Consider the following 12259-nt stretch of genomic DNA (forward strand, 5'->3'; position numbering starts at 1 on the left):
GACCCGGCTGACCAGGCTGTGTCGGGACCTCGTCATAGCGTCGCCGATGTACCGACCTCACAGCGATTCCGGAAACGGGACGCAGGACACCCAGGAGTGAAGAACATGGCTGGCGATGACCGGATGAAGGCGCTCGACGCAGCGCTGCTCAGCATCGAGAAGAACTACGGCAAGGGCTCGGTGATGCGCCTCGGTGACGACACCCGTGCGCCCCTGGAAGTGATCCCGACCGGCGCGATCGCACTGGACGTGGCCCTGGGCATCGGCGGGCTGCCGCGCGGGCGGGTCGTGGAGATCTACGGTCCCGAGTCCAGCGGAAAGACGACTGTCGCGCTGCACGCGGTGGCCAACGCCCAGGCCGCCGGCGGCATCGTGGCGTTCATCGACGCCGAGCACGCGCTCGACCCGGAGTACGCCAAGGCGCTCGGCGTCGACACCGACTCCCTGCTGGTCTCCCAGCCCGACTCCGGTGAGCAGGCGCTCGAGATCGCCGACATGCTGATCCGCTCCGGTGCGCTCGACCTGATCGTCATCGACTCGGTGGCCGCGCTCGTGCCGCGCGCCGAGATCGAGGGCGAGATGGGGGACAGCCACGTCGGCCTGCAGGCCCGGCTGATGAGCCAGGCGCTGCGCAAGATGACCGGTGCGCTCAACAACTCCAACACCACGATGATCTTCATCAACCAGCTCCGCGAGAAGATCGGCGTCATGTTCGGCTCGCCGGAGACCACCACCGGTGGCCGGGCGCTGAAGTTCTACTCCTCGGTGCGCCTCGACGTCCGCCGGATCGAGACGCTCAAGGACGGCACCGACATGGTCGGCAACCGGACCCGGGTCAAGGTCGTCAAGAACAAGGTCGCCCCGCCGTTCAAGCAGGCCGAGTTCGACATCATGTACGGCAAGGGCATCAGCCGCGAGGGTGGCCTGATCGACGTCGGTGTCGAAGCGGGCCTCGTCCGCAAGGCCGGTGCCTGGTACACCTACGAGGGCGACCAGCTCGGCCAGGGCAAGGAGAACGCCCGGACCTTCCTCAAGGACAACCCGGACCTCGCCAACGAGCTCGAGAAGAAGATCCTCGAGACGCTCGGTGTCACGCCGACGGTCGACAACGACGTGCTCTCCGACGAGCCCATCGGTGTGGATTCGTTCTGAGCTGAAGTCAGCAATGGCACAGTGGCCGAATCGCAGGGCGGAGCCACCCGACGACCTCGGCTGGACCGAGGACGCCGATCCGGAGTCGGTCGCGCGCAAGATCCTGCTCGACCAGTTGAGCATCACGGCTCGCAGCCGCCATGAGCTGGAGGAGCGGCTGGCCCGCCGCAACGTCCCCGAGGACGTGGCGGGCCGGCTGCTCGACCGGTTCGAGGAGGTCGGGCTGATCAACGACGAGGCGTTCGCCCGCGCCTGGATCGACAGTCGCCAGCGCACGCGTGGCCTCGCCCGGACGGCGCTCGCCGCCGAGCTGCGACGCAAGGGGATCGCCGACGAGACGGCGCGCACCGTGCTGGCCGAGGTCGACCCCGGCGACGAGGAGGACGCGGCCGGCGTGCTGGTCCGCAAGAAGCTGCGGAGCATGCGGGGGCTCGACTCCCAGGTCGCGACCCGGCGCCTGGTGGGGATGCTCGCGCGCAAGGGGTACTCACCCGGCCTGGCCTACGCCGTGGTCAAGCGAGAGCTCGGTGCGCCAGAATGGTCGGGTGACGACGAGTGAGGCGCCGCCCCGGGAGATCCTGACCTATGAGCTGTTCGGCACCGCCGTCCGCGATCTCGCGCAGCAGGTCGTCGATGACGGCTTCGAGCCCGACATCGTGCTCGCCATCGCTCGAGGCGGCCTCGGCCTGGCCATGGGCCTGGGCTACGCACTCGACGTGAAGAACCTCTCAGCCGTCAACGTCGAGTTCTACACCGGCGTCAACCAGCGCCTGGACGTGCCGATGATGCTGCCGCCGACCCCGGCCGCGATCGACCTGACCGGCATGAAGGTGCTGATCGCCGACGACGTCGCCGACACGGGCAAGACCCTCGAGGTCGTGCGCGACTTCTTCGCCGACCACGTGGCCGAGGCCCGCACCGCGGTGATCTACGAGAAGCCGTGGACGGTGATCAACGCGGAGTACATCTGGCGTCGTACCGATGCCTGGATTGACTTCCCCTGGTCCTCGACACCGCCGCTCGTGAACCGCCAGGGCGGCAAGGCCGATTAGTCTCCGGACATGAGCTCTCCGTTCCCCGTCTCGGACCTGACCTCCTCGCTGCGGATTGCGCCCGGACCCATCGATCTCGCCTCCATCGACACCGACGTAGCGCCGGGCTACGACGGTGACAAGGATCAGGGCACCGCGGACCTCCTGGACATGGGTCCCGACCTCGCGGACCTGCAGGAGCGACTCTTCGCCGACGGCAAGTCCGGCGGCAACCGCAACGTCCTGCTGGTGCTGCAGGGGATGGACACCTCCGGCAAGGGCGGCACGCTGCGGGCCACGGTGGGCCTCGTCGACCCGCAGGGGGTGCGGATCACGTCGTTCAAGGCGCCGAACGACGAGGAGCGCGCCCACGACTTCCTGTGGCGGATCAACAGGGCACTGCCGCCGGTCGGGCTGATCGGGGTGTTCGACCGCTCGCACTACGAGGACGTGCTGATCGCCCGGGTGCGTCAGTTCGCGACCCCCGACGAGATCGAGCGGAGGTACGGCGCGATCAACGAGTGGGAGGCCAACCTGGTCGCCAACGGCACGACGATCATCAAGTGCATGCTCCACATCTCCGCCGAGGAGCAGAAGGCACGCCTGGTGGCCCGCCTCGATGACCCGACCAAGCACTGGAAGTTCAACCCGGGTGACCTCGACGAGCGGGCCCTGTGGCCGGCGTACCAGGAGGCCTACGAGATCGCGCTGGAGCGGACCAACACCGAGGTCGCTCCGTGGCACGTGATCCCGGCGGACAAGAAGTGGTACCGCAACCTGGCCATCGGCACGCTGCTCCACGACGCCCTCGCCTCGCTCGACCTCGACTGGCCCGAGGCAGACTTCGACGTCGACGCGGAGAAGCAGCGACTGGCGGACGAGAAGCCCCTGTGATCCCGACCGTTCGGGTCACCCGTTACGTCACGCCGCTGCGCGAAGGCGGCAGCCTGCCCGGGATCGTGGAGGCCGAGGACCTCGGCACCTACGTCTGCAAGTTCCGGGGCGCCGGTCAGGGCCTCCGGGTCCTCGTGGCCGAGGTGATCGTCGCCGGGCTCGCGCGGAGCCTGGAGATCCCCACCCCGGACCAGGTCGTCCTCGACCTGGATCCCGACATCGCCCGCTACGAGGCGGACGAAGAGGTGCAGGACCTGATCAACGCCAGTGCGGGGTTGAACCTCGGCATCGACTTCCTGCCCGGCTCCTTCGGCTATGACCCGGGTTCGGGGCCGGACCGGGAGCTGGCCGGTCGTGTGCTCTGGCTGGACGCGTTCACGGCCAACGTCGACCGCAGCTGGCGCAACCCGAACCTGCTGGTCTGGCGCGGTGTCCTGCACGCGATCGACCACGGAGCCTCGCTCTACTTCCACCACTCGTGGTCCGGCGGCCCCGGCGACCCGGCCCGCTTCGCGGCCCAGCCGTACGACGCCTCCGAGCACATCCTGCGCGAGTACGCCGCCGAGGCGCTCGCCCAGGACGCGGCTCTCGCCGAGCGGCTGAGCGACGACGCGATCGATGCCGTGCTCGCCGACATCAGTGACGACTGGCTCGAGGCGACCCCGGGGGCCGAGGACCCCGCCGCGGTGCGGGCTCACTACGCGGCGTTCCTCCGGGCTCGTCGTGACGGGGGCCGTTCGTGGCTGCCCGCAGTGGGGGCGTCGGCATGAAGCCCTACCAGTACGTCACCCTGCGCTGCGTTCCTCGCGTCGAGCGCGAGGAGTTCGTCAACGTCGGCGTTGTCGTCCACTGTCCGGCGGCCAACTTCCTCGGCGTCCGCACCGCCGTCAACGACGAGCGGATCCAGGCCCTCGACGCCGGGATCGACCTCGACTCCGTCCGCGCCGCACTGGCCATGATCGACCGGGTCTGCCGCGGCGAGGCGCACACCGGCTTCGGCGTCGGCCTCCGTGCGACGGCGTACGGCGTCCGCGAGTCCCGCGACGACGCCAGCACCCGCTTCGGCTTCCTCAAGGCCCCACGCAGCACCGTGATCCAGCCCGGCCCGGTCCACGGTGGCGTGACGGCTGACTCCGCCCGGACCCTCGAGCACCTGCTGGAGTCCCTGGTCCTCTAGGACCGCCTGGACACCACTAACAGGGGAAGGTCTCGCTGAGGAACTCCCCGATCTGGTTGTCGCCCCGGACCCAGAACCGCGAAGGGATCTCCCGGCGTTCGAGAAATTCTGTGGTCGCCCCGTCGGCCGTCACTCCGAAACCGCCCATGTCGTCCGGGCCCTCAAGATCGAGCACCTCTCGATTCCCCGTCAACAGGAGTCGTAGCTTCGCTCCCTCGGCCTTGGTCAGTCGCCAGGCCGGATTCGGGCGTCCCGACGTGATGCTCCACTCGACGACGAAGCCCGAGCCGGTCGCGGACACCTCGTCGGGCCATGCGCAGGTGGGCGACGCTTCGGGAGCGGTCGGGACAGGGTTCGTCGTCGCGGTGCTCGCGGCCACGTCGCTCGTCGGTTGCGGTAGCCACTGCGTCAGTGGCTCGTCCTCGCCGCTGCAGGCGGTCAGCAGTGCGCCGAGCAGGGCTCCGGTGATGACGAGGCGTGAAGACACGACGCTGAGCCTGCCAGTCAGAGTCGTTCGTGTGCGCTGAATGATGTGATGCGACCGTTCGACGCGGCTTCATCGGCCGCTCAGCACATTGGGCGGACCGCCGGTACGTCTTGCTGAGGCGCTGATTCGGGATCAGGCCGCGGCGAAGTCCCCGGCGAGGTGCACGGCCATGGTCCTGAGCGCGAGGAACTCACCTCGGGTGATCGACGTGGTTCCGCTGGTCGTGACGAGGCGGTGCAGTCCGTGGGGCGTACGCCAGATCCAGCGGTCGGGTCCGAGCTGGTGGACCGCGTAGCCGGCATGGGTCTTGGCCCGGTGGTGATGTCGCCGGAGTGGGGTGTCGTTGTGGTCGCCGGTCTGGCCGGGTGGGCCGTGCTTGTCATACGCGACCGTGTGGTCGTGGTCCGGTGGCCGGCCGGTCCTGGTGAAGAGGCCGGTGGCGTGGGGGAACACGTCGCCCAGGGTGCGGAGCTCGGTGCGGGCCTTGACGTCGGTGGGGTGTTCGTAGCCGTTGACCGAGCGCCCGGTGTGCAGGTCGATGACCGGGGTCACGGTCACGTCCGCGTAGCGGCGGAGCAGGTCACGGACCTCACTGAGCAGCCTCGGTCCCAGGCCCTCGACCCGGGCCACGGGGCCGAGGGCGCCGGTGTCGGGGTCCTCGGCGACGTGCACGACCACAACCGCGGAAGGTCCCGCGGTCGGACTGGTTGCAGGCGCCTCGGGTTCTTCGGTGGGCTCGGCAGCGGGTGCGTCGGTGGGCTCGGTGGTTTGTTCGCCGCGTAGGAAGGCCAGGACGGCGGCGGGGTCGGCGAGCATCGCGAAGGCCTCGGCCCGCCAGTGGTCCATCGACAACGGCTCCTCACCCTCAGCGGGCGGGCCAGCGTGGGCGGCCAGGGCCTGGCGAGTTCTTCGATGAACTCGCGGTGGGCTTCGAGGTCGACCTCATCGATCCGCGCGAACACGCTGCCCACACCCGCGGTTTCGCCCTCGACAGCTTCGCCGGGCTTGGGGCGGGAGTGCCACACACCCTTACGGGCGCGGTTCGCCTCGATGCGTTCGGCGTGGGCGACGGGGTCGGCTTCGATGATCTTGGCCTCGGCGATCTCCAGGATCCGTGCCGGTGCCTCGTCGAGGGCTTCAGCGACCGCGACGTCCACGATCACAACCTGCTCAGCAGTGAGTTTGCGGGACATGGCTGCGACCTTGGTACCGACCCAGGTCTCGCAACGCAACGCCTGCAACCCCGCCCACACCAAGGGGAGTCGGTGGCGCAGGTCGAACGCGTCGGCGGTGCGGCGCCGGGTGGTGAACACCGACTCCCGGCGAGCGACCGCGATCTCCACCAACGCCAGGTCCGAGACCTTCGGAGTGCCCTCCCCACCCAAGGAGATGAGCCGGGGGCCGCAGTACCGGACCGGGACCGCATTGGGTTCGTCCTGCGGGTCACCCGAGAACACATCACCCCATGCCTGCAGGACTTCCAGCTTCTCGACCTCGGCTTCACGGCTCTTGAGCAGCACGTCGTCAGCCGCCTGGAGCAACTGCTCCGGCGGCATTTCAGCGAGACCCGAGATCATACATAGATGATACCGAACAGACGTTCGATCGGCAAGTGACTCAAGGACCTTGTGGATTGTTCATGTCTCAGGACATCGGTGACAGTTCTGCATCACGACATCGGTGACACTTGATGCGTCAGGACTTCGGTGACGCTCGCGGGTTCTTGGTCCGCGTTGATGCCCGAAGCGTCGCATTGGACTCACTCACCTTCGGCGCTCTGGAGCGGAGAGCATGGCACGTGCGCGTGGGAGCATTCACGCATGAGCGAGGACCCCGGGCTGCGAGCGACGGCCGAGTCCGGTGACACGATCGATGACCCGTCGGAAGACGCCCTGTTCATGATGTTCGAGGACGTCGAGGCGGGGGAGAGCACCTACCTCATCGTCGAGGCCCTCGTGGGCTCCCATGGCCAGGCCTACGCCCAGGCCTCGCGAAACGACGACGGGACCTACGTCGTCGAGTACCGCGACGGTGGACCCGAGCACCACTACGGCACGGTGGCGGCGGACATGCGCGCGGCTCACGCGCTCATCAGGGGTTGGGCCTTCGGTGTCCCCGGCTGGCGGGAGTCGGTGCGCTGGGAGCGCGTGTCCGTCTGACGAGCTCGCGATCGGACGCGACCGCGCCGGCGAGGCCCGAAGTGGGAACAAGAACGCTCTTGTTCCCACTTGTGCCGCTAAACTGGAATCATGGCTGCTGTGTTCCTGCCTGGTCCAGACGCCTGGCCCGCTCACGGTCGTGAGGTACGGCCGTGGCACCAAGCGGGCCGCGGCGGAACCAGGGACGACCGGATGCTTCGTGACGTCACGGTCTGGTTGCCCCCGAAGATCGCCGACCGAGATCCTTTCGTCGCGTCGGGACTGGCAGCTCAGATCGAGGACTGCCTGCGTGAGGTCGCGAGCCTGGACGCCAGCCACGGGTCTCATCTGGGAGCGCTGGGCACCATGTTGTTGCGTACCGAGTCCGTTGCTTCGTCCAAGATCGAGCAGGTCGAGGCCGACGTCGTCGACTACGCGCGTGCCCTGCACGGAATGAAGTCGAACCAGTCGGCAACGTCGATGGCGGCCGCCACCGTGGCGCTCGAGCAGCTCATCAGCTCGGTCGAGGGCAGCGACCTGACCGCGGACGCTGTGTTGCGATCACACCGGGCGCTGATGCGTGATGATCCGAGTGAGAGCGCGTACGCCGGACGGATCCGCGACATGCAGAACTGGATTGGCGGTAGCGACCATTCCCCGCGCAACGCCTTGTACGTTCCACCCCCGCCGGACACCGTCGCCGACTACCTCGCCGACCTGGTTGCCTTCGCCAACCGTGACGACCTCTCGGCGATGGTGCAGGCCGCGATCGTGCATGCCCAGCTCGAGTCCATCCACCCGTTCACTGATGGCAACGGCCGCATCGGTCGAGCTCTCGTCAACACCGTGCTCCGTCGCCGAAGTGTGACGACCACGGTCGTGGTTCCACTGGCCTCCGCCCTGGTCGCTCGCCGCGAGGCCTACTTCGACGTGCTGAATCGTTACCGTGAGGGTGACCCCGAGCCGATCATTGCCGCGTTCGCGAAGGCATCGAGGCTCGCGGCACAGGAGTCCAGGACCACCGCCGTGCGAATGGCGGGGTTTCCCGAAGGATGGCGTGACGCGGTCGGACGGGTTCGCAGCGACAGCGCGACGCTGCGGCTGCTCGAGGTGCTTCTGCAGATGCCGGTCTTCTCCGCGGCCGAGGCCGAGGTGCGAGTGGGCGGCACCACCAGCGCTGTCTATCGCGCCGTCGATGCTCTGGTCGACGCACAGGTGCTGCGTCCCCTGACCGACCGCAAGCGCCATCAGGTCTGGGGTGTGGGGGACATGCTCGACGAGCTCGACGACCTCAGCGTGCGGATCGGCGCTGCCGCCCTCGCCGAAGAACCCTGAGGCAGGGCAGCGGTCATCACCCCTGGTACGGCGGCGCGACACCCCAGCCCCATCGCGGCGTGGGCGCGTGCTCGACCGGCTCGGCGCCGGGCTGGGAGTTCTCCATCGCGAGGCGGGTGCCCCACTCGAGGTACCCGATGACGGCCGCACGGAACTCCGGGTCGGCGGGCAGCTCCGCATCGTCGGCGGCGAGGCTCATCGTGGTCGCGAACCGATGCCGTTGGGCAGGCGTGATGGCCAGTCCGAGGTGGTGCCGGAGCATCGATTCGTACCCGCCGTGCTGCTCCGTGTAGGCAGCCGGCCCGCCGAGCACCTCGGCCCACCAGTCCGCGACGTGGGCGCGGTGATGCTCCGAGACTCCGCCCGGGAAGAAGCCCGAGAGGGTGTCGTCAGCCTCGACCCGGTCGTAGAAGCTGTCGATCATCCGGCGTAGCGGAGCGAGGCCGCCTGCCCACTCGTACAACGTGGGCAGTCCCGGTTCGTCGACTCCGCTCATGACGACAGTCCACCGCACCCGCGGGACTGTCGCACCTGATTTCGGGATCAGACAGGAACGAGCTCGACAGCACCCACGGCGTAGCGGGCCAGGATGGTCCGGGCGACCTCCGGGTGCGCACCCAGCGGCTCGGACACGGCAACCGCGCCGGCCTCGATCGCCAGCTCGGCGGCGCGGTCCTGCAGGCCGCCGGGAGCCAGGAAGAGGGAGGCGACGGCGATGTGGCGGCGACCCTCGGCGCGGAACTGCCGCACTGCCTCACCGGTGGCCGGCGGTGCACTGGACGCGTACGCCGCCGTGACGGGCAGCTTGTGGTGGGCGCCCCACAGGCGAGCCAGGCGGGCGACGGCCTGGTTGGCCAGCGGGTCGGTCGACCCGGCGGCAGCCAGGACGAGGGCGTCGAGCTCGCGCACGCGGGCACCACGGAGCGCCTCACGGAGTCGCTCGTCGAGCACCTCGAGGAAGCGCGGCTCCAGGCCGAGCACCTCGGTGGCGCGGATCTGCAGGCCGGGGTGGCGAGCCGTGGCTTCGGCGATCACCGAAGGAACGTCGACCTTGGCGTGGAATGCCTCGACCAGGAGCAGCGGCACGACCACGATCTCCTCGAAGCCGGCCTTGACCAGCCGGTCGACCACGGTGTGGAAGTTCGGCTTGGCCAGGTCGAGGAAGGCCCGTTCGATGCGCAGGTCGGGGCGCAACGCCTTCGTTGCGTCGACGAGCGCCGTGACGGTCGCGGCAGAGCGCGGGTCGCGGCTGCCGTGGGCCAGGGCGATGAGGGCGGGAGCGGCCATCAGTTGATTCCCCTCTCGGCTGTGTTGAGTGCTGCCTTCATGAGTGAATGCCGCATTCGGTCTTGTTGGTGCCGGCCCAGCGCCCGCTGCGCGGGTCCTCGCCGGGTGCGACGCGTCGGGTGCAGGGTGCGCAACCGATGGACGGGTAGCCGTCGTACACGAGCGGGTTGACGAGCACGCCGTTCTCGGCGATGTAGCGCTCGACCTGCTCGTCGCTCCAGCGGGCCATGGGGGAGACCTTGACCTTCTGCTTCTTGGCGTCCCACCCGATGACGGGCGCGATCACCCGGTTGTGGGTCTCCGCGCGGCGCAGGCCGGTCGCCCAGGCGTCGTACTGGGCCAGCGAGTCGGCCAGCGGCTTGACCTTGCGCAGCGCGCAGCACAGGTCGGGGTCGCGCTTGTAGAGCTCGGGGCCGTACTCGGCGTCCTGCTCGGCAACGGACTGCACGGGCGTGATCGAGAGCAGGTTGACGTTCATCGTGGCCGCGACCGCGTCGCGGGTGCCGATGGTCTCGATGAAGTGGTAGCCGGTGTCGAGGAAGACGACGTCGACGCCGGGCACCACCTTCTGGGCGAGGTGCGCGAGCACTGCGTCACCCATCGAGGACGTGATGCAGAACCGTTCGCCGAAGGTGGCTGCGGCCCATTCGATGATGACCTCGGGCGGGGCGAGCTCGAGCTCGGCGCCCCAGTGGGACACCAGTTCACGCAGTTGTTCGGGGGAGCGGCCCTCGGTCGAGGCGCCACGGAAGGCCCGCGCGCTGGCGGTGGCCGGAGCGGTCATGAGGCACCTCCTTCAGGAGTGGTGGAGGCCCGGCGGATCATGCCGAGCGAGTTGACGGTGAAAGCACGGAGACAGCCGCGGCATTCCCAACCCGTGGGCTCGTGCGGCCACAGGTCGGTCTCGCCACAGAACGGGCAGTGGAACGGCGTGCCGCCCCGCCCGCTCGCTGATCCGGACTCGTCGGTCATCAGACAGACTCCAGCGCCCTGGGCTCGAGGGAGGTGTCGCCACGCAGCAGCGACTCGTCGGCACGGTGCACCCACGCGTCGAAGGCCTCGCCCTCGGTGCGATCGGCGAGGAAGTTCGAGACCACCACGGTGACGTAGTCGTCGAGGCCCTTGCTGGTGACCTTGTGGGCGCGCAGCTTGCGGCCGAAGTTGGCGCGCAGACCGGTGGCGCCACCGAGGTGCACCTGGAAGCCCTCGACCTGGTTGCCGTCCTCGTCGGTGACGAGCTGGCCCTTGAGGCCGATGTCGGCGATCTGGGTCCGGGCGCAGGCGTTGGGGCAACCGTTGACGTTGATGGTGATGGGCGTGTCGAGATCCGGGAAGCGCTTCTCGAGCTCCAGCGTCAACAGCCGCGAACGTTCCTTGGTGTCGACGATCGCGAGCTTGCAGAACTCGATGCCGGTGCAGGCCATCGTGTTCTGGCGCCAGTTCGAGGGCCGCGCCGTGAGGCCGATCCCGTCGAGCTTGGTCAGCAGGTCGTCGACCTTGTCGCCGTCGACACCGATCAGCACGATCTTCTGGTACGGCGTCAGGCGGGCGCCGAGCACGCCGTACTCCTCGATCAGGTCGGCGAGCTGGACCAGGGCGGTGCCCGAGATCCGGCCGGCCGACGGAGCGAGGCCGACGTAGAACTTGCCGTCCTTCTGCTCGTGGACGCCGACGTGGTCACGGTGACTCACGGGTGCCTCGGGCGACGGGTTCGAGTCGAGCTTCTTGCCGAGGTACTCGTTCTCCAGCACCTCGCGGAACTTCTCCACGCCCCAGTCGGCGACCAGGAACTTCAGGCGGGCGCGCGAGCGGAGGCGGCGGTAGCCGTAGTCACGGAAGATCCCGGCGACGCCGGCCCACACGTCGGGGACCTCGTCGAGCGGGATCCACACCCCGAGCTTCTGCGCGAGCATCGGGTTGGTCGACAGACCGCCGCCGACCCACACGTCGAATCCGGGGCCGTGCTCGGGGTGCACCGTGCCCACGAACGACACGTCGTTGGTCTCGGGGGAGACGTCGTGGCTCGGGTGTCCGGTCAGGGCGGTCTTGAACTTGCGGGGGAAGTTCGAGAAGTCCTTGTTGTTCAGGTAGCGCCGCTCGATCTCCTCGAGGGCGGTGGTGCCGTCGATGATCTCGTCAGCGGCCACGCCGGCGACGGGCGAGCCGAGGAACGGTCGCGGCGAGTCGCCGCAGGCTTCCAGCGAGTGCAGACCGACGGTCTCGAGGCGCTCCCAGATCTCGGGCATGCTCTCGATCTCGATCCAGTGGTACTGGATGTTCTGGCGGTCGGTGACGTCGGCGGTGTCCCGCGCGAAGTCGATGCCGATCTGGCCCAGGGTGCGCACGGCCTCCGCCGACAGCAGCTTCCCGTCGGAACGGACCCGGAGCATGAAGAAGCGGTCGTCCAGCTCCTCCTCCTCCATCGAGCCCGTGCGGCCGCCGTCGATGCCGGGGCGGCGCTGGGTGTACAGGCCCATCCAGCGGAAGCGACCGCGCAGGTCGGCCGGGTCGATGGAGTCGAAGCCGCGCTTGGAGTACGTGTAGAGGATCCGGTCCCGCACGTTCAGCGGGTCGTCGTCCTTCTTCGACTGTTCGTTCTTGTTCAGCGGCTCGGTGTAACCGAATGCCCACTGGCCCTCCGCGCGGCGGGGGCGGGGCACCTCAGTGTGGCGAGGAGGCTGGGACTGGAAGCGCAGGTCGGGCATGCGGGGAGAAGGTCCTTCGCTGATGGGCGCTCCGGTGGTGTCCGGTGCGCGAC

At 68.8% G+C, this 12259-nt stretch carries 16 protein-coding genes; 9 read left to right on the forward strand and 7 right to left on the reverse strand.

Features of this window, described 5'->3' with window-relative positions; genetic code table 11:
• Window positions 1–105: 105 nt before the first annotated feature.
• From recA to ASD84_RS14160, 6 genes are read left to right on the forward strand one after another with little or no spacing between them, the layout of a single operon-like run.
• Window positions 106–1152 (forward strand): recombinase RecA, encoded by a 1047-nt coding sequence (recA, locus tag ASD84_RS14135; RefSeq protein WP_056712240.1) that lies wholly within the window; start codon window positions 106–108, stop codon window positions 1150–1152.
• Window positions 1153–1165: 13 nt separating this feature from the next.
• On the forward strand, window positions 1166–1711 hold the full coding sequence (locus tag ASD84_RS14140; protein WP_082573502.1) for a regulatory protein RecX: 546 nt from the start codon (window positions 1166–1168) through the stop codon (window positions 1709–1711).
• The gene (locus ASD84_RS14145) at window positions 1698–2204 is read left to right on the forward strand and encodes a phosphoribosyltransferase (RefSeq protein ID WP_056711588.1); all 507 of its coding nucleotides are present in this window, start codon (window positions 1698–1700) and stop codon (window positions 2202–2204) included. Before ASD84_RS14140 ends, ASD84_RS14145 begins: the two co-directional genes overlap by 14 nt.
• A 9-nt stretch (window positions 2205–2213) precedes the next feature.
• On the forward strand, window positions 2214–3077 hold the full coding sequence (locus ASD84_RS14150) for a PPK2 family polyphosphate kinase (RefSeq protein WP_056711591.1): 864 nt from the start codon (window positions 2214–2216) through the stop codon (window positions 3075–3077).
• Window positions 3074–3847 (forward strand): HipA family kinase, encoded by a 774-nt coding sequence (locus ASD84_RS14155; protein ID WP_056711593.1) that lies wholly within the window; start codon window positions 3074–3076, stop codon window positions 3845–3847. Before ASD84_RS14150 ends, ASD84_RS14155 begins: the two co-directional genes overlap by 4 nt.
• Window positions 3844–4254 (forward strand): DUF3037 domain-containing protein, encoded by a 411-nt coding sequence (locus tag ASD84_RS14160; protein ID WP_056712247.1) that lies wholly within the window; start codon window positions 3844–3846, stop codon window positions 4252–4254. Before ASD84_RS14155 ends, ASD84_RS14160 begins: the two co-directional genes overlap by 4 nt.
• Before the next feature lie 16 nt (window positions 4255–4270).
• On the opposite strand, the gene ASD84_RS14165 is transcribed toward ASD84_RS14160, so the two are convergent.
• On the reverse strand, window positions 4271–4741 hold the full coding sequence (locus ASD84_RS14165; RefSeq protein WP_056711594.1) for a hypothetical protein: 471 nt from the start codon (window positions 4739–4741) through the stop codon (window positions 4271–4273).
• Window positions 4742–4873: 132 nt separating this feature from the next.
• Window positions 4874–5587: a hypothetical protein gene (locus tag ASD84_RS14170; RefSeq protein WP_056711596.1), complete on the reverse strand. Its 714-nt coding sequence runs from the start codon at window positions 5585–5587 to the stop codon at window positions 4874–4876.
• A 77-nt stretch (window positions 5588–5664) separates the two neighbouring features.
• On the opposite strand from ASD84_RS14170, the gene ASD84_RS14175 reads away from it, so the two are divergent.
• From ASD84_RS14175 to ASD84_RS14185, 3 genes are all read left to right on the forward strand, one after another.
• A complete protein-coding gene (locus ASD84_RS14175; protein WP_056711598.1) occupies window positions 5665–6324 on the forward strand; it encodes a hypothetical protein in 660 nt (219 codons plus the stop codon).
• Window positions 6325–6561: 237 nt separating this feature from the next.
• Window positions 6562–6900: a hypothetical protein gene (locus ASD84_RS14180; protein WP_056711600.1), complete on the forward strand. Its 339-nt coding sequence runs from the start codon at window positions 6562–6564 to the stop codon at window positions 6898–6900.
• 90 nt (window positions 6901–6990) lie between these two features.
• Complete coding sequence (locus ASD84_RS14185) at window positions 6991–8214, forward strand: Fic family protein (protein ID WP_056711602.1); 1224 nt, start codon at window positions 6991–6993, stop codon at window positions 8212–8214.
• Between the two features lie 16 nt (window positions 8215–8230).
• Here the strand turns inward: ASD84_RS14185 and ASD84_RS14190 are convergent, their stop codons facing one another.
• From ASD84_RS14190 to ASD84_RS14205, 5 genes are read right to left on the reverse strand one after another with little or no spacing between them, the layout of a single operon-like run.
• Window positions 8231–8710 (reverse strand): group II truncated hemoglobin, encoded by a 480-nt coding sequence (locus ASD84_RS14190; RefSeq protein ID WP_056711604.1) that lies wholly within the window; start codon window positions 8708–8710, stop codon window positions 8231–8233.
• A 47-nt stretch (window positions 8711–8757) separates the two neighbouring features.
• Window positions 8758–9501 (reverse strand): sirohydrochlorin chelatase, encoded by a 744-nt coding sequence (locus ASD84_RS14195; RefSeq protein WP_056711606.1) that lies wholly within the window; start codon window positions 9499–9501, stop codon window positions 8758–8760.
• Between the two features lie 37 nt (window positions 9502–9538).
• Window positions 9539–10285, reverse strand: a complete 747-nt coding sequence (locus tag ASD84_RS14200) for a phosphoadenylyl-sulfate reductase (protein WP_082573504.1) — start codon at window positions 10283–10285, stop codon at window positions 9539–9541.
• Window positions 10282–10473, reverse strand: a complete 192-nt coding sequence (locus ASD84_RS24780) for a hypothetical protein (RefSeq protein ID WP_082573506.1) — start codon at window positions 10471–10473, stop codon at window positions 10282–10284. The genes ASD84_RS14200 and ASD84_RS24780 overlap by 4 nt, the downstream gene beginning before the upstream one ends.
• Window positions 10473–12206, reverse strand: a complete 1734-nt coding sequence (locus ASD84_RS14205; protein WP_056711607.1) for a nitrite/sulfite reductase — start codon at window positions 12204–12206, stop codon at window positions 10473–10475. Before ASD84_RS14205 ends, ASD84_RS24780 begins: the two co-directional genes overlap by 1 nt.
• Window positions 12207–12259 lie beyond the last annotated feature (53 nt).

Source organism: Nocardioides sp. Root682 (assembly GCF_001427795.1).
Taxonomy (GTDB): Bacteria; Actinomycetota; Actinomycetes; order Propionibacteriales; family Nocardioidaceae; genus Nocardioides.

Coding starts and splice junctions, on each gene's coding strand:
- ASD84_RS14150 (WP_056711591.1), top strand. CDS start 2,214: ATGAGCTCTCCGTTCCCCGTCTCGGACCTGACCTCCTCGCTGCGGATT.
- ASD84_RS14180 (WP_056711600.1), top strand. CDS start 6,562: ATGAGCGAGGACCCCGGGCTGCGAGCGACGGCCGAGTCCGGTGACACG.
- ASD84_RS14185 (WP_056711602.1), top strand. CDS start 6,991: ATGGCTGCTGTGTTCCTGCCTGGTCCAGACGCCTGGCCCGCTCACGGT.
- recA (WP_056712240.1), top strand. CDS start 106: ATGGCTGGCGATGACCGGATGAAGGCGCTCGACGCAGCGCTGCTCAGC.
- ASD84_RS14170 (WP_056711596.1), bottom strand. CDS start 5,587: ATGGACCACTGGCGGGCCGAGGCCTTCGCGATGCTCGCCGACCCCGCC.
- ASD84_RS14195 (WP_056711606.1), bottom strand. CDS start 9,501: ATGGCCGCTCCCGCCCTCATCGCCCTGGCCCACGGCAGCCGCGACCCG.
- ASD84_RS14200 (WP_082573504.1), bottom strand. CDS start 10,285: ATGACCGCTCCGGCCACCGCCAGCGCGCGGGCCTTCCGTGGCGCCTCG.
- ASD84_RS14140 (WP_082573502.1), top strand. CDS start 1,166: ATGGCACAGTGGCCGAATCGCAGGGCGGAGCCACCCGACGACCTCGGC.
- ASD84_RS14160 (WP_056712247.1), top strand. CDS start 3,844: ATGAAGCCCTACCAGTACGTCACCCTGCGCTGCGTTCCTCGCGTCGAG.
- ASD84_RS14190 (WP_056711604.1), bottom strand. CDS start 8,710: ATGAGCGGAGTCGACGAACCGGGACTGCCCACGTTGTACGAGTGGGCA.
- ASD84_RS24780 (WP_082573506.1), bottom strand. CDS start 10,473: ATGACCGACGAGTCCGGATCAGCGAGCGGGCGGGGCGGCACGCCGTTC.
- ASD84_RS14205 (WP_056711607.1), bottom strand. CDS start 12,206: ATGCCCGACCTGCGCTTCCAGTCCCAGCCTCCTCGCCACACTGAGGTG.